Here is a 24051-nt window from a genome sequence, read left to right on the forward strand (position 1 = left end):
TCAACCGGCCGAAAGCTCGCTCACAACATGCTCAAAATATGCTGCGACGACCTTATTCTTGAACAGATACACCCCTGCGGCTGTCACGATGAGTATGCCGATCAAGCTAAACCAGGCCTCTCCGATAAATGGATAGGGCACAACGAAGCCAGCCGTTAGAAATGCCAGATAGAGCTCTCGCGCATATCTCTTCTTCTTGAGAAGAGACCAGCCGGCCGCAAATCCAAACAAGCCGATGAGTGACACGAGAGGTCCTACGCCACTGCTCCACCATTCTGCTTGGGAGACCTGGCGCCCGTCGATGCCGTAAGAGTCGTAGGGCAGCACGGAAACGATGAACAGGATCACGCAGATCAGCGCGTGACCGGTCATGAACCTGAGCAGTATTGGCATCGCCAAAAAATTCGTAAGCACGTTGCATCCCCCTTGAATGCCGTCCCGTACCCAGCCTATTTAACCCTCACAAAATACTCCCTGATGTTCAAAAATCAGGCATACCTTTGTCGTTATCGCAGTCTAATCTCCTGGCCAGCGCCCAATCTACGACACCCCCTCATGATCAGATCTTCAGGGATGGTCTTCCGGGGCGTCAAGGCGAGGCCATGGGGCGATAAAGCCCAAGTGCAATTAACCCTCCACGCGCAACCTCGATGCCAGCTCCGCACCTCCTTGCCGCTGCTCAAGCGCATCCCATAGTGCTTCCTCGTCGCCGTCGATCAGCACCTGCCAGACGGTCCGTCCATCGAACGCACGTTGCGGCTGGCTCATCCACTGCGCGGCGCGGCGGCGGTCGCCGAAGACCATCAGCACCATCTGGGCCAGGGAGCTGTTGCGCTGTTCGAGCGCTTCGAATCCGGCGAGCAGGGCCGCATCGCGAAGCGCGCTGGTTCGCTCGATTTCCCGCCTGACGGACTCGAAGCTGGCTGCGGTGTGTGGCATGGGGACTTACCCTGGCAGTGGGGGCTGTGTGCACCCGAATCTTGCCAGCCGCCCAGGGGCCTAAACATGATGCCCGTCAAGCTTCTGGGTCCGAACACGCCAACGGGCTTTTCCCTTACGATGGCACCCCTCGCTTTTTTCCGTCATTCGTGCGTTACCCGGAGTTCTTCATCGTGTCGCACTATCCCGGTCCCCTGCTGACCCGCCCGGCCGCCCAGGCCCTGAGCGCGGCGCGCGAGGCAGGCGCAATCACATGGACGGGGTCGCTGGACCTTGGCCGCTCACAGGCAGACGCTGCGCTTCATCGCGACACCTGGCAATGGCGTGACCAGCACTATCCCTACCCCGCCAGGCTCAAGGACCGGACGATCTACTACTGGGACGGCGAGGGTTTCGACACGGTGTCGCGGTTCTCCGGCTCCCTGATCAAGCTGGTGCCTACCGAGTGGGGCGCGCCCACGTTCGAGATCGACGGCATCAAGATGCTGCCGACGTCGAAAGAGTCGCCAGTGGACGATGCGCGACGCAAGGTGGCGCTGATCGAACCTCGCGGCAAGCTCGTGCTCGATACCTGCGGCGGCCTGGGCTACTTCGCCGCGTGCTGCCTTGAGGCTGGCGTGGCCAATATTCGGTCGTTCGAGAAGAACGAAGACGTGTTGTGGCTACGCACATTGAACCCGTGGTCGCCCGATCCCGATGCGCCCGCCAGCGGTGGCCGGTTGAGCCTCACTCATGGCGACGTATCCGAAGCGATCACGCAGTTGGCGAGTGGTTCCGTGGACGCCCTGCTGCACGACCCGCCGCGCTTCGGCATCGCCGGCGAGCTCTATTCGCAAGCGTTCTACGACCAACTGGCGCGGGTGCTGCGTCGCGGCGGCCGGCTGTTCCATTACACCGGCAGTCCCAACAAGCTCACCAGCGGCCGTGATGTCCCCAACGAAGTGGCCAAACGGCTTGAGAAAGCCGGCTTCAAGGCGCAGCTGGTGCTCGATGGTGTACTCGCCAGCAGACGGTAGGGGCCGTATGGTGTCCTTCTTCCCCACAAGGAATAGCCATGCGCACGTTCGGTCTCATCCTCGCGTCGGTCACCATGGCAGTCCTCTCCGCGCAAGCAGCCGCCGAGCCGATCGCACTGCAAGTGGACTGGTCCAAACCCGTGGCAATGTCGAAAGCCGTGGCCACCTTGCAAGTCGTGGTGAACCCGGGCCTTGCACGCGGCGGCAAGTTCCACGACGTGGCCTTCAAGGCGCTGAAGGATATCCAGGCCGATGAGGTGCGCTACGTGCCATGGCTGCCCTATCCGCGGCAGGGCGTGGCGGAACTTGAGCCTCCCACAAGCGAAGGCACCTCCTGGGACTTCACCCTTCTTGATCCCACGCTCGAGGATTTCATGGCCGCCACGGCCGGCCATCCGGTGGTGCTGAATTTCAGCACCATGCCTGCATGGCTGTGGCAGACCGACAAGCCGGTGACCTACCCAAAGGATCCGGATAGAGCATTCTGGGATTACACCCAGGGCACCCGGATCAAGGATCCGACCTACAGGCAGGCCGCGGACTATTACGCACGGCTGCTGGCCTGGTACACGAAGGGCGGTTTCACCGACGAGCACGGGAAGTTCCACGCCAGCAAGCACCACTACAAAGTGGCCTACTGGGAGGTGCTCAACGAAGTCGATTCCGAGCACCACTGGACACCGCAGGAATACACCAAGTTCTACGATGTGGTGACAGCGGCGATGCGCAAGGTGCAGCCGGACCTTAAATTCGTCGCCATCGCCTCGGCGGCACCGCGCACGGAAAGCGCGATGTTCGAGTACTTCCTCAACCCTAAAAACCACGCGCCGGGCACGCCGCTGGATTTCATCAGCTATCACTTCTATGCCACGCCATCGCCCGGCCAGCCGATGGAGGCCAACCAGTACACCTTCTTCGACCAGGCCGATGGCTTCCTTTCGGCCACGCGATACATCGAGCAGATCAAGCACAGGCTGTCGCCGGAGACTAAGACGTCGCTCAATGAACTGGGCTCCATCCTGGCCTCGGACGATGACAGCAACAGTGGCGCGCCCGCGGTGGATGAACCGAAGGATTACTGGAACCTTTCCGGCGCGCTCTACGCCTACCTGTATGCGAAGACGGCGGCCTTGGGCATCGACGTGGTGGGTGAATCGCAGCTGGTGGGTTATCCCACGCAATACCCGTCGGTGAGCATGATCAACTACCACACGAACGCTCCCAATGCGCGCTACTGGGTGTTGAAGCTCCTGAAGGACAATTTTGGCCCTGGCGATCAACTGGTTGCCACCGCGTCGAGCAGCAGCGCTGTCTTCACCCAGGGATTCGTGACCGGGCATGGGCGCAAGCTGCTGTTGGTGAACAAACGCCAGACCCCGCAAACAGTGAAGCTCGACCAGGCAGGCGCGACCATCAGCTATGTCGCGCCGAGCACCGGTGATCATGCACCGGGGATCCGAAATTCGGGGGCTGAGGTAACCCTTGAACCGTTCGAGGTGGCCGTGGTTAGTTTCAACTGATGTAGGCTTCTTTTATCCCCCGGAGTACTGCCATGACCAAGTCCCCGCACCCGGACCTCGACGAGGCCTTCATCGCACGTCAGCACGACCGCCTGGTCACGCTCCGCCGGCAGTTGACGGCATCCGCCGATGCCGCCGCGGTCGAAGGTGGCCAGGTGCAGGAAGCCGCCGGCGACGAACCCATGGACGGCGGCGACGACGGCGACCGGCTGGAGCAGTTGGCCAATGAAGAGGCCCTGCTTGCCCGTGGCGAACAGCGCGTGGCCGACATCGACCGTGCGCTGCAGAAGATCCGTGACCACACTTATGGCCTGTCGGACGGAAACGGCAAGCCGATCGCACGCGCTCATCTGGAAGCAGTCCCCGAAGCGCTTTTCACTACGGAAGAGCTCCGCGCGCAGGAAAAGCACCCGTAACGTGCCTGAAGCGCAGGCGGCGGTACTTCCATGGACTCGCTGATCACCGCTGCCGGACGCGCCCTCGCGGCAGGTGATCCGCTCGGTGCGCTCAATCGCGTTGCCTTGCGAAACGATCCACCGGCGCTGGCGTTGCGGGGCATCGCCATGGCGCAGCTTGGCGACTTCCCCAAGGCCAAGGCGTTACTGCAAAGTGCCGCGCGCGGCTTTGGGCCGAAACAGGCCGTGGCCCGTGCGCGATGCGTGGTGGCGGAAGCGGAAGTGGCGCTGGCCTCGCGGGAGCTGGCGTGGCCAACCCACAGGCTCGACGCGGCGCAGGCCACGCTTCAGTCGCACGGCGACGTCATGAATGCCGGCCACGCTCGGTATCTGGCGGTTCGCCGGCTGCTGCTGTTCGGACATCTTGACGATGCCGAGCGGGCACTTGCCCAGATCGATCCTTCTCCCTTCCCTCCAGCGCTGATGGCGGCGCACGCGCTGATGGTGGCGGGCATCGCCATGCGCCGCGTACGTGCCGGTGTCGCACGCGAAGCGCTTGCCAGGGCGGCGGCCAATGCCCGCCAGGCGGCCATCCCGGCACTGTCGGCGGAAGTGGAAGCGGCATCGCGGCTACTGACCCTGCCGGCGGCCCGCCTTGTCTCCCGCGACGTCGAACGCGCCCTGTTGCTTGAGGACGTCGAAGCGCTTTTTGCTTCACGTAACCTGGTGATCGACGCCTGCCGCCATGTCGTTCGCCGTGCGGACACCGCCGTGTCGCTGTCGACACGTCCGGTGCTGTTTACCCTGGTCCGGGCTTTGGCCGAAGCGTGGCCTGGTGACGTACCGAGGAATACTTTGATCACACGAGCGTTCCGCGCCAGGCATGCCGATGAAACCCATCGCGCCCGACTGCGTGTGGAGATCGGACGGCTTCGCGCCATGCTTGGCGCCCTGGCCGAGGTGAACGCCACCGCGCACGGCTTCGTGCTGGCCCCGCTTGATGCGAGCGAAATCGTGGTGTTGGCGCGGCCAGTGGAAGGCAGGCATGGAGAGGTACTGGCCCTCCTTGCCGACGGTGAGTCGTGGTCGAGTTCGGCGCTGGCGCTGGCACTGGGTGCGAGCCAGCGCACCGTACAGCGGTCGCTGGAAGATTTGGCAGCATCGGGCATGGCGCATTCTTTCGGCGGCGGCCGCGCGCGTCGCTGGATGACCCCGCCGCTGCCCGGTTTCACGACGACCTTGTTACTCCCTTCTCCCCTGCCCGGTGACTAGGATCAGCCCATGAAACGATCAACAGCCAACATCATCAGCGAGCATGGACCCTTCCCGGGTGTCGCCAACGTGCATGGGCTCACCTACGACGGCAAGCAGGTCTGGTTTGCCGCGGGCGACAAGCTCATTGCGCTGGATCCTGAAAGCGGGAAAACAGGACGCACCATCGACATCCCCGCCCACGCAGGCACGGCCTTCGACGGCGAGCACCTGTTCCAGATTGCCGAGGATCGCATCCACAAGATCGACCCCGCGACCGGCCGGATACTTGCCTGGATTCCCGCTCCCGGCGGCGGTGGGGATTCGGGCCTGGCATGGGCCGAAGGCTCGCTTTGGGTTGGGCAGTACCAGGGGCGGAAGATCCACCAGGTGGATCCCGATACCGGCGCGGTGCTACGCACGATCGAGTCCAACCGCTTCGTTACCGGCGTCACCTGGGTCGACGGTGAGCTGTGGCACGCCACCCTTGAAAACGATATGAGCGAACTGCGGCACGTCGATGCCAATACCGGCGAGGTAATCGAATCCCTGGAAATGCCCGCGGGTGCGCGCGTTTCCGGGCTGGAATCCGATGGCGGCGATCGGTTTTTCTGCGGCGGGGGAAATAAAGGCACGGTGCGCACCGTGCGGCGGCCCCGGCGTATCTAGTTTCGCCTCGCCACGGGCTCATGAATCGCAAGAACTTGCGACAGCCACCCTACACGAAAGTCTCATTCCACCCCTTAGATAATCAGGAATACAGTCGACACGTTTATACAAACGCCAGGCCACGCATCACCGTGACACTCGTGCCCGCCCGCAGGGGAGCGAGACATTCCGGAGAATGTTCGATGGACAAGCCCAAGCTCGATCGCAGGCATTTCCTCCTGGGAAGTGCCGTTGCCGCCACGGCCGGTGTCGCCGGCGCCCTGGGGGCGAAGGTTCACGATGGCGAGCTGGGTGCACCACCCCGAACTTACCAGGGAGGGGTGCCGTGGCAGGAAGGCCTGGCCGATGCGCCACCCGGTGTTTCCGGCACCGACTACAAGTTTTTCACGGCAGCCGAAAGGGAGTTCATCGAGGCCGCCGTCAGCCGGTTGATCCCCAACGATGAAGTGGGTCCCGGCGCCGTCGAGGCCAACGTACCGTTCTTCCTCGACCGGCAACTGGCTGGGCCCTTCGGCCGTGGCGATCACTATTACCTGGGCGGCCCGTGGGCCAAGGGTGCGCCCGAGCAGGGCTACCAGAGCCGGTTTTCACCGGCGCAGATGTATCGCGCGGCGATCGGCGCCATCAACAAATACACCCACGCCAACCACAACGGCGCGGACTTCGCCAAGTTGTCCGAAGACGAGCGGGACGCGCTGCTCAAGGACTTCGAAGCGGGCAAGGTGCAACTGGAGGACGGCGTTGACGCCAAGGCCTTCTTCACCATGTTGCTGCAGAACACCAAGGAAGGATATTTCTCCGATCCCATCTACGGTGGCAACAAGGACATGGGCGCCTGGAAGATGATCGGCTTTCCCGGCGCGCATTACGACTACCGCGAATGGGTCAGCCGCCATGGTGAACCCGTTCCCTTCCCGCCCGTGGGGTTCAAGGGTAGGCCCGGCTGGAATTCGGAGACCTGAGCATGGCAACCACCCTCAAACCCGTTGATGCGGTGATCGTCGGCTTCGGCTGGACCGGCGCCATCATGGGCCAGCAACTGGCCGATGCAGGGCTTGACGTGCTTGCACTCGAACGCGGGCCCTGGCGCGACACCTCCACCGATTTCGCCACCGGCTTCGCGCAGGATGAGTTGCGCTACATGTGGCGGCATCATCTGTTCCAGAACGTCTCCGACGACACGCTGACCATCCGCAACAACACCAGCCAGACGGCGCTGCCGATGCGGCATCTGGGGTCGTTCCTGCTGGGAACGGGCGTGGGCAGTGGCGGAGTGCACTGGAACGGGCAGATCTGGCGATTCCTGCCGTCGGACTTCCTGACCAAAAGCCACAACGAGCAGCGCTACGGCAAGAAGTCCGTCACCGACTACGACCTCACCGTGCAGGATTGGGGCGTAACGTACGAGGAGCTCGAACCCCACTACAACAGTTTCGACGTGCTCTGCGGCACCAGTGGCAAGGCTGGCAACCTCAATGGCCAAGTCCAGCCAGGCGGCAACCCGTTCGAAGGTTCCCGCTCCGCGGAATATCCCACCCCGCCGATGCCGCAAACCTATGGGCCGACCTTGTTCGGCAAAGCAGCGGCGGAACTTGGGCGGCATCCGTTTCCCCACCCCACGGGAAACCTAAGCCAACCCTACGTGAACAATCTAGGTGCACAGCTGGGTGCGTGCACCTATTGTGGTTTCTGCGAGAAGTTCGGCTGCGGCAATTATTCCAAGGCCAGCCCGCAGACCACCGTGTTGCCCTACCTGATGGCCAAGCCCAACTTCACCCTGCGCACGGAGTGCGAGGTGCTGAAAGTGGAATTGTCGCCGGACAAGAAGCAGGCCACCGGCGTGACGTATGTGAACAGCGCTGGCGAGGAATTCTTCCAGCCCGCGAATATCGTGATCCTGTCGTCGTACATCCTGCAGAACGTGCGCTTGTTGCTGCTGTCGGGCATCGGCACGCCGTACGATCCCGCCACGGGCCAGGGCGTGGTGGGCAAGAACTACGCCTACCAGACCATGTCATCGGTGAATGTGTTCTTCGACGACAAGCTGATCAATCCCTTTATCGGCGCCGGTGCGCTGGCCACGGTGGTGGATGATTTCAACGGCGACAACTTCGATCATTCGGGGCTTGGCTTCATCGGCGGCGCCTATATCGCCGGCATGGTCACCGGTGGCCGCCCCATCGAGATGATCTACACGCCCCAGGGCACGCCTGCGTGGGGCAAGGCCTGGAAGCATGCCGCCGCGAAGAATTACCTGCGCTCCTTCAGCCTTAGCGTGCATGGCTCGTGCATGAGCCATCGCGGTAACTACCTTGACCTGGATCCCACCTATCGGGACATCCACGGCCGGCCGATGCTGCGCATGACGTTCGACTTCACGGACAACGAACACAAGATGTCCGACTACCTTACCGATCGCGCCGCGGAGATCGCCAAGGCGATGAACCCGCGCGAGATCAAGCTGAACCGGCGTATCGGCTCGTGGAGCGTAGTGCCCTACCAGACCACGCACAACACCGGCGGCGCGATCATGGGTGATAGCCCAGCCAACAGCGTGGTGAACAAGTACCTGCAAAGCTGGGACGTGCACAATGTGTTCTCGATGGGTGCTGGCGCCTTCCCGCAGAACGCAGGCTACAACCCCACGGGCACGTTGGCGGCGCTGGCTTACATGTCGGCGCAAGCGATCGTGCAGCAATACCTGAAGCAACCTGGCCCCCTGGTACAGGCGTAGATGCCATGCGAATCCTTATCCGTGTCGTACTGGTACTGATCGTGCTGGGCATCATCGGCGGCGCGATCATGGCCTGGAACCTTGGCCGTGCTTCGGCGCTGCCTTCGGGGCCCGTTACTTCGGTAGCGGCAGCAAAAGTCATCACCCAGCCCATCGCCGACGGGCCGAACGCCGAGCAATTGCGGCGCGGGCAGTACCTGGTGCGCATGGGCGATTGCCTTTCGTGCCACTTGCGGGCGGGTGGTGAACCGTTCGGTGGCGGCCTGGGTTTGAACACACCCTTCGGCGTGATCTACTCCTCGAACATCTCCTCCGACCCCACCAACGGCATCGGCAACTGGACACCGGATCAGTTCTACAAGGCCATGCACGATGGCATCGGCGGGCGCGGACAGCATCTGTATCCGGCGTTCCCCTACCCGTGGTTTCGCAACCTGGAACGCGACGACGACGACGCACTGCTCGCCTACCTGAAGACGACGCCGCCGGTGGCGTACAAGCCGCCCGGAAACGATCTCATCTTCCCCATGAATATCCGTTTCATGGTGTCGTTCTGGAACGTAATTGCCCTGCACGACGCACCGAAGTCGCAAGCGCCCGCCGACGCACCGCCCGACTGGAGCCGCGGTGCGGTCCTGGTGCGTGGCCTGGGGCATTGCAGCGCATGCCACACCGCGCGAAACCTGCTTGGCGCCGACAAGAAGGGTCATGATCTTGAGGGCGGCGTGCTCGATGCCTACGTTGCCCCTGACCTCACCGGCAACCAGCGCACGGGCCTGGGACGCTGGAGCGTGGATGACATCACCGAGTACCTGAAGACCGGCCGCAACAATCGCGCATCGGCCGGTGGCCCGATGGGCGACGTGGTGACCTATTCAACCTCGTTGATCACCGATGAAGACCGCCATGCCATCGCGGTGTATCTCAAATCCCTGCCGGCAAGTCCCGACACCGATATAGCCGCGGCCGATGCCGGCTCCATGAAGCGCGGTGCGGCGATATTCTCCGACGCATGCACGGCTTGCCACCTCGAGAACGCCGTGGGACAACCGACGTTATTCCCGCCGCTGGGCAACAACGCCGTCGCCCAGCAGAACGATCCCACCGGCGTGCTGCATATCATCCTGGCCGGTATGCGCGTAGGGCCATCGCCGACCCGTCCCTCACCGCTGACGATGCCCAGCTTCGCGTGGAAGCTCACCGACCAGCAGGTAGCTGATGTAACCACGTACGTGCGTAATAGCTGGGGCAACCGGGCTTCGCCAGTGAAGGCGGATCAAGTGGCCAAACTGCGCAGGAAGCTGGACCTGGTGAACGTGCGGCTTACCGACAATTCGGGCGACCAGCCATGATGGCCGCCCATTCCTGTGGGGTCATTCGCCGGATATCCCCGCCGGCATGGAGCACGCCGTGAATCGCTTCCAGTCGATCGTCCTCACAGCCGTCGCCGTCGCCGCGGCGATGCCGTTGTTGGCTTTGGCGCAAGCCAATGCACCGGCACCGTCCAGCGCAAAACCCGCACCTATCCGCGCGGTACTTGAAACCCGGGACGTCGATGGCGCGCCTGGCAAACAACTAGTGCTCGGCACCGTAAAAATGCCACCCGGCGCCGTAGCGCCCTGGCACACCCACCCAGGCGACGAAGCCGGCTATGTGCTCAGCGGAACCTTGATCCTGAAACAGAAGGGCCAGCCCGACCGCACCTTGCATGCGGGCGACCACTTCTTCAATCCCGCCGGCATGGTGCACGAACTGCTGGCCGGCCCCGGCGATGAAGGCGGTAGCGAGGTCTCCACCTGGGTGGTGGACAAAGGCAAGCCCATGGCGACGCCCGCGCCGCAGCCGTGACGTAAAACTCGTAAGACAAAATTACCTGTAACCAGAACAGCCGCCGGGACGAACTCATGGTGCCCCTCCCCCTGGGGTTCACCTGGAGGCACCATCATGCAACTTCGAACATTAGCCGCAGGCATCGTGCTTGCGTTCTTCGCCATGTCGGCCGCGCACGCACAGCCGGTTCCTTCGTTGGATCTTGGCGTAGGTTCTTACGTGTACGTGATGTCTAACAACATCAAGGCAAACTCCGTTGCGGTACTACGGCGTAACTTCTTCGGCGGCCTGGACAGGATCCAGGTGGCGGCTACCGGTGGTGTGGGCGTAGGCGTGGGCACCACGGCGCCGCCGCCCGATCCCCTCGGCGCACAGAACGAACTGCTGGCAAGCCAGGATGGCAAATGGTTGTTCGCCGTGAATGCCGGGAGTAACCAGGTATCGGTGTTCTCCATTCACCACGGCAGCCTTGCGCTTGAGGACGTGGTTTCATCGGGCGGCGACTACCCGGTGAGCCTGGCCCAGCACGGCGATCAGCTTTATGTGCTCAATAGCGCCAACGAAGCCAACGTCACCACGTTCCAGATCGGCCGCGACGGCCACCTGAGGGAATTCCTCGGTTCATCCCGCTTCATCGGCACGGACGTGCCGCTTGTGGGGAACCAGCCGAACGTAGGCAACACCGCCACCCAGCTTCAATTCTCGCCGGACGGAAAATGGCTGGCCGTCACGGTGAAAAATTCCGCAGGCAAAGGTTCGATAGAACTCTTCGCCACCGCACGCGACGGCAGCCTCGCGCAGGACCCGGTGACCACTGCATCGTCCGATCCTTCGCCATTCGGCTTCGGCTTCGATGAAAACGGCCATTTGCTGGTAAGCGAAGCGGCCGGTGCAGCGGCGTCCTCGTATGCCGTGCAGCGCAACGGCCATCTTGCGCCGATCTCCGCCTCCATCACCAACGGGCAGGCCGCTACCTGCTGGCTGGCGACATCCGGCCACCTTGCCTATACCGCCAACGCGGGTACCAGCACGCTCAGCGGCTATCGAGTGGATGTGGATGGCCATCTGCGGCTGCTGTCGAAGAATGGTGTGGCGGCGCGCCTTCCAACGGGCGCCGCACCCACAGATACCAAGTTCTCGCGCGACGGGCGCTTCCTGGAGGTGCTGACACCAGGCACCGGAAACATCAACACGTTCTTCGTGCTGGGCGATGGCCAGCTGGTTTTCCTTGGTGATACGCCAGTGTTTCCGGCGCTGTCAGGCATGCAGGGCCTGGCGGTGATCAACTAGCACTGGATTGGGGCCGGCCCACGATGGACCGAATGTCCATCGTGGGCCGGCAACACTGGCTTACGTACGGGCCACCAGCCCATCGTGCCGGGAGGTCAGCGCCGGCAGCTGCTCGGAAGGTATTTCGGCGGCATTGTCATGGTTGGGTCGCACGTCCAGACGATGGACCCGGACGATGTCACCGCCGACAACTTGATGCCCTTACTTCTGATGGCCGAGTTCGTCTTTGGCATGTCGAAATTGATGATGACCCGGCCAGGCTGGCTACGGGCGTCGACCATGCTCACGTAAGTGCCCTGGATCTGACCTTCGATGCCACCGGGGTCGTTATCGGGCGGGAACGTGCCATTGTTGGCGTAATACTCTTCAAGAGTTGGCCGCACACCACCGAACAGGTTGAACCCCTCAGCCACCTGGCTGCGGATCACGTAATCCTGGTAGGCCGGAATGGCGATCGCTGCAAGGATGGCGATGATCGCCACCACGATCATCAGTTCGATCAGCGTAAAACCACCGCTCGCGCGGTTCTGAGTAGTCATGGTCTAGCACCTGGTTCCCCCCGGAACGTGCCGCCATAATATCACCCGGGCGGCACGTGGAAACCACTACTGCACCACGATTACTGCACCACGATCGTGCCCACCATCATGGGGTGGATCGAGCAGTAATACGTATAAGTGCCCGGTTTGACGAAGGTAAAGCTGTAGCTGTCGTTGGTGTCCAAGCCAGGGGAGTTGGGGAAATTCCCTCCGGCGCTGACCACGATATGCGGCTCCTCGTCCAGGTTGGTCCAGATCACCTTCGAGCCTGCCGGCACCATCAGCGTCTTGGGCATGAAGGCAAAGTTCTGGATTTCCACCCTCGGCCCTGGCACCGATGCGGAAGGCGTGGCCTTCGCCGCCATCGCGTTGGACACCGACGCCATCCATGCCAGGGCCAGCGCCGAGGCCATCATTCCCATTCTCATGCCAATGCCTCCTCGGCTATCGCCAGTGTCTGCGCGCCGCGCACGTGACGAACCTCGCGCACACCCAGGTAGTGTTTCAACGAGCCGGCCACGATGTCCTTCAGCGGCCCCGGTCCGGGGCCCACGCCAGGCGCAGGCTGCGGGTAGGCGGTGGAACGGGCGGTATGGAAGGTGACCGTGCCTTCCACCTTCTGCTGCACCTGGTGTACGTGGCCGTTGAGGACGGTGACCGAGCCGAAGCGCTTCAAGTACGTCATGGCCTCGGCACTGTCATCGGTGCCCCAGCCCCATGATTCATAGAGGTTCCAGAGCGGCATGTGCGCGAAGACGACCAGTGGCGTCGATGCCGACAAGGAGGCGAGGTCCTTCTTCAGCCACGCCAGCTGGTCGGGGCCGAGGAACCCCAGGCCGCCAGCCTTGAGATTGAGCACATTGATCAGCCCGACGAAATGCACGCCGCGGTGATCGAAGCTGTACCAGCCGCCATCGGCCTGTTTCTCGCCGAAGCGTTTGAAGAACTCCGCGCCGTTGTCGCCGATCACGTCGTGCTCGCCCGGTACGTACAGCGTGTGCGGCGCGCCACTGTCGCGCACCAGTTGCGCCACGGTATCGAATTCCTCGGGGCGGGAAAGATGGGTGAGGTCGCCGGTGTGCAGGATGAAGTCCGGACGGCTGCGTTGATGCGTGGCGCGCGCCAGGCAGTCGCGGAAGGAACCGGCCACATCCATGTTCGGTTCCTTGTGGAAACCGATGTGCGAGTCGCTTACCTGCACGAAGCTGAAGGTGGCGTCAGGCGCGGCGGTGCCGGCATTGCCATCGGCGAGCCCATGGGCCTGCAATACGCCGCCCTTCATCAGCCAGAGGGTGCCGGCGCCAGCCATGGCCATGCACCTGAGGAATCCGCGGCGGCCTTCGGGGCTTTCGGTATCGTTGCTTGAATGGTCCATGGGAGTCTCCGTGGGGTTGGTTTTCAAAGGGGAGAGACCGGCGGGTTCCACCGCGTGCCTCCCTTGCCCATACCCCCTTCCCTGCGGCTTTATTCCCATTCAAGCCCACGGGAATAAAACGGGAGTAACCTCGGTAAGTATCTTCATGCCCGCCCTCCTCGCCGCCATGAGCCCAGCGCCCGACCGCCATCGGACAGCCCGTTTCGAGGCCTGCTTTCTTCCGCACCTGGACGCTGCCTGGAACCTTGCCCGATGGCTGGCGCGCAGCGATGCCGATGCCGAGGACGCCCTGCAGGAATCGATGCTGCGGGCGCTTCGCTACTTCGACAGCTTCAACGGCGAGAACCCGAGGGTGTGGCTGCTGGCGATCGTGCGCAACACCACCTGGACGCTGATCGCGAAGAAGCCTGGCCAGGGTGTGCATGAATCGCTCGACGAAGACCTCCACCTGCTTGTGGACGGTGGCCCCACTCCCGAAGCCATCGCCCTGGTCGCGTCCGATATCGCCGTACTGCAGTCGGCGCTCGATACCCTGCCCGCGCCGCTGCGCGAGATCGTGGTGCTGCGGGAACTGGAGGGTTTCTCATACAAGGAAATCGCCACCATCACATCGCTCAAGATCGGCACGGTGATGTCGCGGCTGGCTCGGGCGCGCGAACGCCTGGCCGCCGAACTCGTCCGTTCGCCGCTGGAGGTGTCGCCATGAACTGCCATGATGCCCTGCTGGTGCAGGCCTACCTGGATGACGAACTGGACGCGGCACAGAGCCTGGAAGTGGCACGCCACATGGAAGCCTGTGAACGCTGCGGCACGTACTACCGCAGGCTCGAGGCCACGCGCGGGGCGATGTCCCATCCGCAACTGCGCTACCAGGCACCTGCCTACCTGCGTGCGTCCATCCTGCCCGCGGCCCCGCGCACCAGCGCCATGACGCGCCGCAGGCCGCCGGCCTGGGGGCTGGCCCTGGCCGCGTCATTCCTTGCCCTGGCCGCCATCGGCAGTTTCGGGTTGCTGCGTGGGACGGGCCCGAGGCAAGACGCCATGGTTGCCGAAGCGATCTCCGGCCACATGCGGTCGATGCAGATAAACCACCTGATCGACGTGGTCTCCACCGACCAGCACACGGTCAAGCCCTGGTTCGACGGCAAGCTCGATTTCTCCCCCGAGGTCACGGACCTCGCCGCCGAAGGCTTCCCGCTGGCCGGGGGCCGGATGGACGTGCTGCAGGGACGCAGCGTGGCGGCGCTGGTGTACCGGCACCGCCTGCACGTGATCAACCTCTATCAATGGCCAGCCGCAGGCTCCACGGAACCTGCCGCGACCGCCGCCGATGGCTACAATTCGGTCAGCTGGACCGAGGGCGGCATGGCCTTCATTGCCGTATCGAACGTGGCCCCGGATGCCCTGGATGCCTTCGTCGCCGCCTTCCGGGGGCGAAATTCCTTACGAAATGAAAGCAAAAGGTAATGGAGGGTCGAGAAGATCGGCACAAACCATCCATCCGCCAGGGAGCAGGTCCATGACTGACCCGATCGAAAGCCGCGTGTTCGACATCATCGCCAAGAGCGCCGGGGTGGACCGGGAAAAGGTCACACCGGAAACCACGTTCAAGGACCTTGGCCTCGGCTCGCTCGACGCCATCGAGGTGATTTTCGACATCGAGGAAGCCTTCGATATCCACCTGCCCGAGCAGGACGCCAACCTCGACGCCGATACGGCATCCGGGCTGGTGGCCGCGGTACGCCAGGCCATGGCCTCGGGAACCCCGGCCACGACGTGAGTTCCAGCACCGACGATCGCCAGGTTGTCATCACCGGGGCGGGCGCCGTCAGCGCGCTCGGCTTCGGCGCGGATGTCCTGTGGGACGCCATGAAGGCCGGCCGGGTTGGCATTGCCCCACTGGTGCACCCGCGCGCGGAGAGCCTTCGTGTGCGGGTAGCGGCCCAGGTCCCAGCCTTCGACCCGTCCACCCTTTTTGATGAGCGGACGCTGCCACTGCTGGACCGGGTTTCGCAGTTCGGGCTGCTTGCCGCCAACGAAGCCATGGCCCAGTCCGGGCTCCACTTCGACGAAGCCAGCGGTACACGGGCGGCTGTCATCGTCGGTACCGGGGTGGGTGGCGAGACCACCCAGGATGCGGCAAGCGAAAAGCTCTACGGCGAGAATTCCCAGCGCCTGCATCCCTTGACCATCGTTCGCATCATGGCCAATGCGGTGTCCAGCCACATCTGCGTGCGCCACGGCATTACCGGGCCTTCCTTCGCGGTGTCCAGCGCCTGCGCATCGGCCAACCACGCCATCGCCCAGGCGGTCCTTGCCATCCGCAGCGGCCTGGTGGACGTGGCGATCACCGGTGGCACCGAGGCGTGCCTGAGTTACGGGGTTTTCCGCGCCTGGGAAGCGATGCGCGTGCTCTCTGACGATACCTGCCGCCCCTTCTGCCGGCAGCGCCACGGCCTGGTGCTGGGCGAAGGCGCCGGCATGTTCGTGATCGAATCCCTTGCCCACGCCAGGGCACGTGGCGCCAAGGTCCTGGCACATATCGCAGGCGTCGGCATGAGTGCCGATGCCGGCGACATCGTGGCGCCATCGGATGCCGGCGCCGCCCGGGCCATGCGCGCGGCTTTGGCCGATGCACGGATGGATCCGGCCGACGTTGACTACATCAACGCTCACGGCACCGGCACCCTCGCCAACGACGTCACCGAGACGCGGGCCATCCATATGGCCCTTGGAAGCCACGCCATGCATCCGGCGGTGTCGTCGACAAAATCCATGCACGGGCATGCGCTGGGCGCGTCCGGGGCGCTGGAACTGATCGCCGTGATGGGCGCGCTCACCGAGGGCGTTATTCCCCCAACCATGAATGCGCTCGAACCCGACCCTGCCTGCAACCTGGACATTGTGTTCCATGCGGCGCGCCAGACGCCGGTACGCGCAGCGCTGTCGAATTCATTCGCGTTCGGCGGCCTGAACGCCGTGCTTGCGCTAAGGGCTTAAGCGGCCACCACCTCGAACGGCCGCATCATCTCGTTGGCCTCGTGTTCGGCCAGGTGGCAGTGCCAGGCATAGCGCCCGGCGTACCCGTCGAAGGTGGCGACGATGCGAGTGACCATGCCCGGGTAGGCCTGCACCACATCTTTCCAGCCTTGTTCGTGCGCGGGCGGCACCTGCGCCGGCCCGACGTAGTGGAGGGTCTTGCTCTTGATGTACTCACCCACGTCGTAAGGACGGCGATCGAGGATCTGGAAGCGCACCAGGTGCAGGTGGATCGGGTGGGTGTCCTCGGTAAGGTTCACCAGGCTCCACATCTCGGTGCTGCCAAGCACCGGCTTCTCGGTGACCTCATCGTGCCAGCGCTTGCCATTGAGCAGCATCAGCATGGGCGTCGCCACGCAGTCGCTGTATTCATCCAGGGTGAGCTCGCGCGTCTTCGATGCGCTGGCCTCGGTCACGCGGGGAAGTTCACGCAGCACCTCGGGCACGCGGCTGTCGTCCTTTACTTCACCCTGTCCTACCTTGAACTGCATCAGCGGCAGCGCGTCGTTCATCAGCTCCACGCTGCCTCCGCGCAGGTAAGCAAAATCGACCACGATGTCCGCGCGTTCACCCGGTGCAAGGAATATAGCCTTGAGCGTTGCAGGTTTGGCCAAGAGGCCCTGGTCCGAACCGATCACCTGGAAGGGCCGGCCGTCTTTCAGGCGAAGGTGGTAGAAACGGCCGTTGGCAGCGTTGAGCACGCGCAGGCGGTAGCGCCGCGGCTGTACATCGGCACGGGGCAGGATGGCGCCGTTGACGAGCGTCAGGTTGCCGAACACTTCGGGCACCCATGGTGCGTTGGCGTCACCGGAATCGGGGTAGTACAGGCGGCCGTCCTCATGCAGCAGGCGGTCGGCGATCACCAGCGGAATCTCTTCATCGCCCGAGGGCAAGCCGAGGGAGAGCTCGTGGTCGTCGCGCAGCAGGTACAGGCCTGCCATGCCGGCATACATGTTCAGCCGATTGATGCCCATCGCATGGTCGTGATACCAGAGCGTGGCGGCATCCTGGGTATTGGGATAGTGGTGGGTGCGCGACTTGCCCGGGACGTACCAGTCCTCGGGGAAGCCGTCGTCCTTGTGTGGCACCTTGGCGCCATGCAGGTGCACGATGGCGCGCACTTCGGGTTTGTCGGCCTCGGCCCCGCAGATAGCATGGTCGACGGGAAGCATATGCTTCAGCGGCAGTGCGTTCTCCCAGGCCACATCGATGCCCTGCCCCGTGCGTGCCTCGATGGTGGGGCCTGGATACTGCCCGCCATAGGTCCACAACGTGGTCGGTGCCAGATCGCGATGCAGTTTCTGCGCGGTCTGCGCCATGCGGATGCGCAGCAGCTTGCCAGCCTGCGCGTGCAAGGTGGGCGGGATCGGCAACGGGTCGACAAACGGCGCAAGCTTGTTCGGATCGATGATACCGGGCAAGTGCGAGGTGTCGCCCATCGGATGCATGCACAGCTTGTTGCCCACCTTGCCGCTAGGCATGCCGTGCATGTCATGGGCAAAAAGCCGCGGCGGGATCACTCCCGCCGCGGCCGTCCATGCTGCCGCCCGCAAGAAGCGGCGGCGCTGGGTGGAATCAACCATGCATACCGTTTCCGAATGGCCAGGTCGGCCAACCGGAATGATTCTTCGGCTGGCCGGTGGATTCGTCAAGGATCAGCTTGCGATCGAACAGGCGCGGAACGAAGAAGTCGAACATGCTGTCCAGGCGGCCGGCGTGGGCGTCGGACGAACCACCGCCGATGCGCTTGCCATTGAGCCAGTTGTCCTCGACGAAGCGGGTGATCGAGCTCTGGTCGGTCTGCGTGTGATCCACATGGTTCTCGCGGGCCCACGGCGACACCACCAGCAACGGCAGGCGCGGGCCGAAGCCGCAACGGCCCTGCGCCGGCTTGCCATCGATACCCGGCAGCGTGCCCCGGCCGTTGCAGATGCCGGCGCCGTTCACGGCATCGGTGCTGCCTTTGGAGGCATTCACATGCGGCGGATCCTGGTGGTCGTACCAACCGTCGGAATCGTCATAGGCGATGACCACAGCCGTGTCCTTCCACTCGTCGCTCTGCTGCAGCGCGTTGATCACGTGCACCACGAAGGTCTGTTCGTCCAGCGGATCGGAATAACCGGCATGGCCGTCCTGATAGGCCGGAGCTTTGAGGAAACTCACGGCCGGCAGGTTGCCGGCGTCGACGGCGGCGTAGAAGTCGTCGATGTCGTAGTTGTGGTTGGCGGCGTCCGTCTTGCCGATCATCGCCACCGACGAGGGACGGGCGTGGGTCGGGTTGGCCGTGGACGGGTAATACTGGAAAGGCGAGTGATGCGGGCTGTAGTCGTTCGACGTGGTATTGGTCACCGTCGACAGCGAGTGGCGGCCGCAGCCGGTGCTGCCGTCGGGGTTGCTGCGCGTGGTGTCGAAGCCGCCCTGGAACCAGCCCCAGGTGATCTTCTTCGCATTGAGCAGGTCGCCGATGTTCTCGCCGCCCATCGTCACCTGGTTCGCCGTGGGCGACGAGCAGATATCCCCGATCGGGTCCGGGTCGCCGATCATGGTCAGGCCGCCGTTGCCGTCGTCGGTTTCGGCGCCGGTGCCGTTGAGCGTGTCGATCACGCCGTTGGTCTGGCCGGAAATCAAATTCACCGCGCCGGGAGACGACGGGCCGAACGTGGTGCCGTAGCTGTTGTCGTTCAGCGCGTAGTTCTGCGCGTAATTCCAGTAGGCGGTAACGGTATTGCCGTCGTAGTAGCCCATCACCTGGCCCTTGCCTTCCTCGGAAGGCTCGCCGCCGGGAAGTGATTCGCCGTGGCCGGTGAAAAGCGGAAACAAATCCATCTTGCCGCCGTTGAAAGCCTTCTGCTCGTCGGTGTAGCCGTGATCCTGGTCAGCCGTTGCGGCCTGCGCGCGCTCCAGGCGGAACGGGTTGATCGCGGCGTCGGCGTTAAGCGGGTTGGCGGCGTTCGGGTTCTTGGTCAACAGGCGCTTGGACAGGCCATTGATGTCGGGCGTGAAGGGACGCGCGTAGAACGCCGGTTCGCCCTTCGGGTTGGCGGCATACGGATAGGTACCGAAGTAGTGATCGAAGGAGACGTTCTCCTGGAAGATCACAACCAGGTGCTTGATCGGGGTGGCAGTACGCGGCTCGTTGCCATGGCCACCCCAGCCGAAACCGAGGCCGGCGCTTTGCTCTTGTGCGGGAACGGCGATCGGCTGCTGCGCGGCAGCGATCGAGGCAGCTGACAGGGTGAGCACGCAGGCGATGCCCACGGCCAATGACTTGCGCATGACGACGATCCTCCAAGGAAGTTTGGCCCAGTTGCGATGGACCGCATCCCCTGTCATGCGGTCTTTCTGAGCCTAAACACCTCGTATGACATGCAGGTAACAACGCCGTGCCAACGGCAGCTGCGTTTGTGTCAGTTTCGATACTGGCTGGGAGCCATGCCCAGTAGCCGCTTGAACATGGTGGAGAACGCAGCCGGGCTCTCATACCCCAGGTCCAGCGCAATAGAGGTGACAGGCTGGCCTGCCGCAAGCCTCGGCAACGCCACCAGCAGGCAGGCCTGCTGTCGCCATTCGCCGAAGCTCATGCCGGTTTCCCGCCGGAAGGCCCGGGTGAAGGCGCGGCGGCCCATGCCCAGTTCATGGCTCCATTGCTCGATGGTGTCGTGTGGCGCGGGTGATTCAAGGAAGGCATGGCACTTGCGCGCGATAGCCGGCGTGGTTGGAAACGGCACCGATAGCGGGATCACCGGAGCGCGGGCGAGTTCCGATACCAGCAAGGCCATCAGCTGTCCGTCGCGCCCTTGCAGGTCGTATTCCCTGGGCAGTTCACAGGCCTCGACCAGCAGGCTGCGCAGCAAAGGCGACACACCCAGCACGCGGCATTCGTCCCCCAGGGCGGTAGCGACGGAGGCATCCATCATCACGCTACGCGTGCTGACGGCGCCCACCATGCGCACGGCATGCGCAGTACCCGCCGGGATCCAAACCGAGCGCTCCGGCGGCGCCACCCAGGCGCCGGTCGCCGTGCTGGCCACCACCACGCCACTGGCGGCATAGAGCAGCTGACCACGGCGATGGGTGTGGGGGGCAAGTTCGTGCGAAGGCGGATAGTTATTCTTCACCGCGACCACCGGACGGGGGACGCCGTCGAAATCGTTAGGGTCGGTCCGGGAAAAGGGCATTGTCCCACTCGCACATATGAATGGCCTATCCGAGGATGCGGGACGGCTTAGGCGAGCATATTCTTATTAGATCAGCTCAGGAACCCCCGCCATGTCGACCCCGATCGCGGAGCAGTCGCTCGCCCCGCCAGTGCCCGTTGCCGCCGAATCCATCACTCCTCCCACGGCCGCAGCCCCCATGGGCGCAGCCAGCAAGACTATCTTCGGCGTGATATTGGCCATCAGCTTCTGCCATCTGCTCAACGACATGATGCAGTCGCTGCTGCCGGCCATTTACCCGAACCTGAAAAGCGGCCTGCACCTGGACTTCGGCCAGATCGGCATGATCACCCTGGCCTACCAACTCACAGCGTCCATCCTGCAGCCATTGGTGGGCCTGTATGCGGACAAGCGTCCGACGCCCCTGGCGTTGCCGGGCGGCACGTTGTTCTCTTTGGCGGGTCTGCTGGTGCTGTCGGCCGCTCACGTGTACCCCATGGTGCTTTTCGGCGCCTGCCTGTTGGGGCTGGGCTCGTCGGTGTTTCATCCGGAATCGTCCCGCGTGGCTCGCATGGCCGCGGGGGGCCGGCACGGCCTGGCGCAATCGCTGTTCCAGGTAGGCGGCAATGCCGGATCCGCGCTGGGCCCGCTGGCCGCCGCGGTGGTCGTTGTGCGTTGGGGCCAATCCAGCGTGGCCTTCTTCGCCCTGCTGGCATTGCTCTCGTGCGCCATCCTCTGGAACGTGGGCACCTGGTACAAGCACCATGGCCTGGCACGCTTGAAGAAAGGTGCGACGCACCGCGAAGGCATGCCCGCGTTGCCCAAGCGCGAAGCCATGCGCGGCATTGCCATTCTGCTGACGTTGATCTTCTCCAAGTACGTATACCTGGCAAGCCTCACCAGCTACTTCACCTTCTACCTGATCCACCGGTTTGCGGTATCGGTGGAGGTGGCGCAGCTGCACTTGTTCGCCTTCCTAGCCGCGGTGGCCGTGGGCACGGTAGCTGGCGGGCCGATCGGCGATCGCATCGGCCGCAAATACGTGATCTGGTTTTCCATCCTGGGCGTGCTGCCGTTCACCCTGCTGCTGCCGCACGTCAACCTGTTCTGGACCATGCCGCTGACCATCGTGATCGGCCTGCTGCTGGCCTCGGCCTTCCCGGCGATCGTGGTGTTCGCCCAGGAGCTGGTCCCGGGCAAGATCGGCATGATCTCGGGCCTGTTCTTCGGCTTCTCGTTCGGCATGGGTGGCTTGGGCGCCGCGGTGCTGGGTGAAGTTGCCGATGTCTGGGGTATCGAGACGGTCTATGCGATCTGTGCGTTCCTCCCGGCGATTGGATTGTTGGCGGCTTTTCTGCCCAATCTACGCCAGCACCCGGACCATACCTGAAGCCGACGACACGACCGAGGCGCAGTGGATTGGTTTACGGTGCGTTGCCCATTCGAGCGTTTCGGCTACGCGGCATCCGAGGCGAATTCAATAGCAAGACGCCGGTGGCTCAACGGGCCTGGCAAGAGCATGCTCGTCCCATCCCTCACTCGCACGATCGCGCCATGAACAGCACTGCACAGACCCACGATGACCTGCTCTACGGACCGGACCTTGCCAGTCAGCTCGATACGCACGGCATGGCCTTGTTGCCCGGTTTGCTGTCCCCCGCCTACTGCGACCAGATAACGCGGATGTATGAGGAGGCAGGCAAGTTCCGAAGCCGAGTGGTAATGCATCGCCACGGCTTTGGCCGCGGGGAATATCAATACTTCAACTACCCTCTCCCCCACCTCGTGCAACAGTTGCGGACGAGCCTGTACCCAGAGCTGGCTGAAGTTGCCAACCGATGGAACCAGGTCCTGGGAGTTGACTCGCGCTTCCCGGCTGATCATGCCGATTACCTGGAGCGTTGCCACGCCGCGGGCCAGCGGCGGCCCACACCGCTGCTGTTGCAATACGCCGAAGGCGACTACAACTGCCTGCATCAGGATCTCTACGGCGAGCTGGTATTCCCGCTGCAGGTAGCGGTGTTGTTGTCCGAGCCTGGCGCGGACTTCACCGGAGGTGAGTTCGTGCTGACCGAGCAACGGCCGCGCATGCAGTCACGGGCGGAAGTGGTGCCCCTGCGCAAGGGCGATGCGGTGGTGTTCCCGGTGAACGAACGCCCCGTGCAGGGCACACGGGGCGTCTACCGGGTGAAGATGCGCCATGGCGTGAGCCGTCTGCGTTCAGGCCACCGGCACACGCTGGGCATCATCTTCCACGACGCCACTTAAATCCCGCATCACACCCTGGCGCGTTCGGGGAGCTTCCAGTCCGGGCGGATGAAGTGGCAGGTGTAGCCCGTGGGGTAATGCACCAGATAATCCTGGTGCTCGGTCTCGGCCTGCCAGAAGTCCCCGGCGGGTGCCACTTCGGTCACGACCTTGCCCGGCCACAGGCCCGAGGCGTCCACGTCGGCAATGGTGTCTTCGGCCACGCGCTTCTGCTCATCGGAGGTGTAATAGATGCCCGACCGGTACGACGTGCCGCGGTCGTTTCCTTGGCGGTCGATCGTGCTCGGGTCATGGATCTGGAAGAAGAACTCCAGGATCTTCCGGTAGCTGGTAAGCGACGGATCGAAGATGATCTCGATGCCTTCGGCGTGCGTGCCATGGTTGCGATAGGTGGCATTCTTCACGTCGCCGCCGGTATAGCCCACACGCGTGGAGATCACCCCTGTCTGGTGCCGGATGAGATCCTGCATGCCCCAGAAGCAGCCTCCGGCAAGCACGGCGCGTTCGGTAGTGGCGGTCATGGTGTTTCTCCTTACTTTATGAAGACGGACAGTTGTTACGGCTGTTGTCGGAAATCCCCGAGATCACCCAGCGCTGATTGTCGCGCACGAGGTTGATCACGTCGGTCCCGCAGTGGACCACCTTGCCGTTGACCAGGAACTCGTACGGCGCCCATACCATCGCGATATCGTCGTCGATGCGGATCAACGGGTCCCGGATGCGCTCCTCGATGCGGTCCTTCGATGGCTTGATATGGTCGGCGAACTGGGCAAGCGTCATGCGCACCACCTTGCCCTCGCGGAGCAAAGCCACGCTACCCTCCGGCTGTACTTCAGCCAGGATGGCGTTCTTGTCGTAGCGGGCCATGCCGTTGAAGAGCGCCTGGATCGGCGCCACCACTTCCTGATCGGTGGGCGTGGCGGCCATGGCAAGCGTGGGTGCGACGGCTACGGCGGACAGGCAGGACAGCACAAGGTTTCGGGCAAATCGGTGCATGGCGGCAACTTCCTTTTGTGTGGAATACTTCGG

General features: G+C 63.5%; 26 protein-coding genes. 16 read left to right on the forward strand and 10 right to left on the reverse strand.

Annotation, left to right across the window (positions count from 1 at the left end; translation table 11 throughout):
* Both NDK18_RS01330 and NDK18_RS01335 read right to left on the reverse strand, forming a co-directional pair.
* Positions 1–414, reverse strand: coding sequence for a hypothetical protein (locus NDK18_RS01330; protein WP_250622861.1), 414 nt, complete (start codon positions 412–414; stop codon positions 1–3).
* A 213-nt stretch (positions 415–627) separates the two neighbouring features.
* Complete coding sequence (locus tag NDK18_RS01335) at positions 628–939, reverse strand: antitoxin Xre/MbcA/ParS toxin-binding domain-containing protein (RefSeq protein WP_250626875.1); 312 nt, start codon at positions 937–939, stop codon at positions 628–630.
* Positions 940–1112: 173 nt separating this feature from the next.
* On the opposite strand from NDK18_RS01335, the gene NDK18_RS01340 reads away from it, so the two are divergent.
* The 10 genes from NDK18_RS01340 (at position 1113) to NDK18_RS01385 (ending at position 11644) form a co-directional block, all read left to right on the forward strand.
* The gene (locus NDK18_RS01340; RefSeq protein WP_250626876.1) at positions 1113–1955 is read left to right on the forward strand and encodes a class I SAM-dependent methyltransferase; all 843 of its coding nucleotides are present in this window, start codon (positions 1113–1115) and stop codon (positions 1953–1955) included.
* A 38-nt stretch (positions 1956–1993) separates the two neighbouring features.
* The gene (locus NDK18_RS01345) at positions 1994–3475 is read left to right on the forward strand and encodes a GH39 family glycosyl hydrolase (protein ID WP_250626877.1); all 1482 of its coding nucleotides are present in this window, start codon (positions 1994–1996) and stop codon (positions 3473–3475) included.
* Positions 3476–3507: 32 nt separating this feature from the next.
* The gene (locus NDK18_RS01350; protein WP_250622857.1) at positions 3508–3891 is read left to right on the forward strand and encodes a TraR/DksA family transcriptional regulator; all 384 of its coding nucleotides are present in this window, start codon (positions 3508–3510) and stop codon (positions 3889–3891) included.
* A 30-nt stretch (positions 3892–3921) separates the two neighbouring features.
* Complete coding sequence (locus tag NDK18_RS01355) at positions 3922–5142, forward strand: helix-turn-helix domain-containing protein (protein WP_250626878.1); 1221 nt, start codon at positions 3922–3924, stop codon at positions 5140–5142.
* 9 nt (positions 5143–5151) lie between these two features.
* On the forward strand, positions 5152–5790 hold the full coding sequence (locus tag NDK18_RS01360) for a Vgb family protein (RefSeq protein ID WP_250622855.1): 639 nt from the start codon (positions 5152–5154) through the stop codon (positions 5788–5790).
* A gap of 182 nt (positions 5791–5972) precedes the next feature.
* Positions 5973–6752, forward strand: coding sequence for a gluconate 2-dehydrogenase subunit 3 family protein (locus NDK18_RS01365; RefSeq protein ID WP_250622854.1), 780 nt, complete (start codon positions 5973–5975; stop codon positions 6750–6752).
* 2 nt (positions 6753–6754) lie between these two features.
* Positions 6755–8524 (forward strand): GMC family oxidoreductase, encoded by a 1770-nt coding sequence (locus tag NDK18_RS01370; protein ID WP_250622853.1) that lies wholly within the window; start codon positions 6755–6757, stop codon positions 8522–8524.
* Between the two features lie 5 nt (positions 8525–8529).
* Positions 8530–9876 carry a c-type cytochrome gene (locus NDK18_RS01375; protein ID WP_250626879.1) on the forward strand — a complete coding sequence of 449 codons (1347 nt, stop codon included), beginning with the start codon at positions 8530–8532 and terminating at the stop codon, positions 9874–9876.
* Between the two features lie 58 nt (positions 9877–9934).
* A complete protein-coding gene (locus tag NDK18_RS01380; RefSeq protein ID WP_250626880.1) occupies positions 9935–10372 on the forward strand; it encodes a dimethylsulfonioproprionate lyase family protein in 438 nt (145 codons plus the stop codon).
* A gap of 96 nt (positions 10373–10468) precedes the next feature.
* On the forward strand, positions 10469–11644 hold the full coding sequence (locus NDK18_RS01385) for a lactonase family protein (RefSeq protein ID WP_250626881.1): 1176 nt from the start codon (positions 10469–10471) through the stop codon (positions 11642–11644).
* A 95-nt stretch (positions 11645–11739) separates the two neighbouring features.
* Here NDK18_RS01385 and NDK18_RS01390 read toward each other — a convergent pair whose 3' ends face one another.
* From NDK18_RS01390 to NDK18_RS01400, 3 genes are all read right to left on the reverse strand, one after another.
* Positions 11740–12183, reverse strand: coding sequence for a pilin (locus NDK18_RS01390; protein WP_250626882.1), 444 nt, complete (start codon positions 12181–12183; stop codon positions 11740–11742).
* An 80-nt stretch (positions 12184–12263) separates the two neighbouring features.
* Entirely contained in the window at positions 12264–12611 is a 348-nt protein-coding gene (locus NDK18_RS01395) for a cupredoxin domain-containing protein (RefSeq protein ID WP_250626883.1), read from the reverse strand.
* Positions 12608–13558: a metallophosphoesterase family protein gene (locus NDK18_RS01400; protein WP_250626884.1), complete on the reverse strand. Its 951-nt coding sequence runs from the start codon at positions 13556–13558 to the stop codon at positions 12608–12610. The genes NDK18_RS01395 and NDK18_RS01400 overlap by 4 nt, the downstream gene beginning before the upstream one ends.
* A 145-nt stretch (positions 13559–13703) precedes the next feature.
* Here NDK18_RS01400 and NDK18_RS01405 point away from each other — a divergent pair, with 145 nt between their 5' ends.
* The 4 genes from NDK18_RS01405 to NDK18_RS01420 are packed head-to-tail and all read left to right on the forward strand — an operon-like array spanning position 13704 to position 16558.
* Complete coding sequence (locus NDK18_RS01405) at positions 13704–14264, forward strand: sigma-70 family RNA polymerase sigma factor (RefSeq protein ID WP_250622845.1); 561 nt, start codon at positions 13704–13706, stop codon at positions 14262–14264.
* The gene (locus NDK18_RS01410) at positions 14261–15025 is read left to right on the forward strand and encodes an anti-sigma factor family protein (protein WP_250622844.1); all 765 of its coding nucleotides are present in this window, start codon (positions 14261–14263) and stop codon (positions 15023–15025) included. Before NDK18_RS01405 ends, NDK18_RS01410 begins: the two co-directional genes overlap by 4 nt.
* A gap of 52 nt (positions 15026–15077) precedes the next feature.
* Positions 15078–15338, forward strand: coding sequence for a phosphopantetheine-binding protein (locus NDK18_RS01415; RefSeq protein ID WP_250622843.1), 261 nt, complete (start codon positions 15078–15080; stop codon positions 15336–15338).
* Positions 15335–16558 (forward strand): beta-ketoacyl-[acyl-carrier-protein] synthase family protein, encoded by a 1224-nt coding sequence (locus NDK18_RS01420; protein WP_250626885.1) that lies wholly within the window; start codon positions 15335–15337, stop codon positions 16556–16558. Before NDK18_RS01415 ends, NDK18_RS01420 begins: the two co-directional genes overlap by 4 nt.
* Here NDK18_RS01420 and NDK18_RS01425 read toward each other — a convergent pair.
* The 3 genes from NDK18_RS01425 to NDK18_RS01435 all read right to left on the reverse strand — a co-directional run bounded on the left by NDK18_RS01425 (position 16555) and on the right by NDK18_RS01435 (position 20775).
* Complete coding sequence (locus NDK18_RS01425) at positions 16555–18180, reverse strand: multicopper oxidase family protein (RefSeq protein ID WP_250626886.1); 1626 nt, start codon at positions 18178–18180, stop codon at positions 16555–16557. The two genes, NDK18_RS01420 and NDK18_RS01425, sit on opposite strands and share 4 nt — an antisense overlap.
* Entirely contained in the window at positions 18173–19873 is a 1701-nt protein-coding gene (locus tag NDK18_RS01430; RefSeq protein WP_250622840.1) for a phospholipase C, read from the reverse strand. The genes NDK18_RS01425 and NDK18_RS01430 overlap by 8 nt, the downstream gene beginning before the upstream one ends.
* A 131-nt stretch (positions 19874–20004) precedes the next feature.
* Positions 20005–20775: an AraC family transcriptional regulator gene (locus NDK18_RS01435; protein ID WP_250622839.1), complete on the reverse strand. Its 771-nt coding sequence runs from the start codon at positions 20773–20775 to the stop codon at positions 20005–20007.
* Positions 20776–20866: 91 nt separating this feature from the next.
* Here NDK18_RS01435 and NDK18_RS01440 point away from each other — a divergent pair, with 91 nt between their 5' ends.
* Together NDK18_RS01440 and NDK18_RS01445 are read left to right on the forward strand one after the other, a co-directional pair.
* Positions 20867–22144: an MFS transporter gene (locus NDK18_RS01440; protein ID WP_345777066.1), complete on the forward strand. Its 1278-nt coding sequence runs from the start codon at positions 20867–20869 to the stop codon at positions 22142–22144.
* A gap of 164 nt (positions 22145–22308) precedes the next feature.
* Complete coding sequence (locus NDK18_RS01445; RefSeq protein ID WP_250622838.1) at positions 22309–23022, forward strand: 2OG-Fe(II) oxygenase; 714 nt, start codon at positions 22309–22311, stop codon at positions 23020–23022.
* An 8-nt stretch (positions 23023–23030) separates the two neighbouring features.
* Here the strand turns inward: NDK18_RS01445 and msrA are convergent, their stop codons facing one another.
* Together msrA and NDK18_RS01455 are read right to left on the reverse strand one after the other, a co-directional pair.
* Positions 23031–23543 (reverse strand): peptide-methionine (S)-S-oxide reductase MsrA, encoded by a 513-nt coding sequence (msrA, locus tag NDK18_RS01450; protein ID WP_250622837.1) that lies wholly within the window; start codon positions 23541–23543, stop codon positions 23031–23033.
* Positions 23544–23559: 16 nt separating this feature from the next.
* Positions 23560–24018 carry a nuclear transport factor 2 family protein gene (locus NDK18_RS01455; protein ID WP_250626887.1) on the reverse strand — a complete coding sequence of 153 codons (459 nt, stop codon included), beginning with the start codon at positions 24016–24018 and terminating at the stop codon, positions 23560–23562.
* Positions 24019–24051 lie beyond the last annotated feature (33 nt).

The organism is Pinirhizobacter soli (assembly GCF_015905305.1).
GTDB classification, from domain to species: Bacteria; Pseudomonadota; Gammaproteobacteria; order Xanthomonadales; family Rhodanobacteraceae; genus Pinirhizobacter; species Pinirhizobacter soli.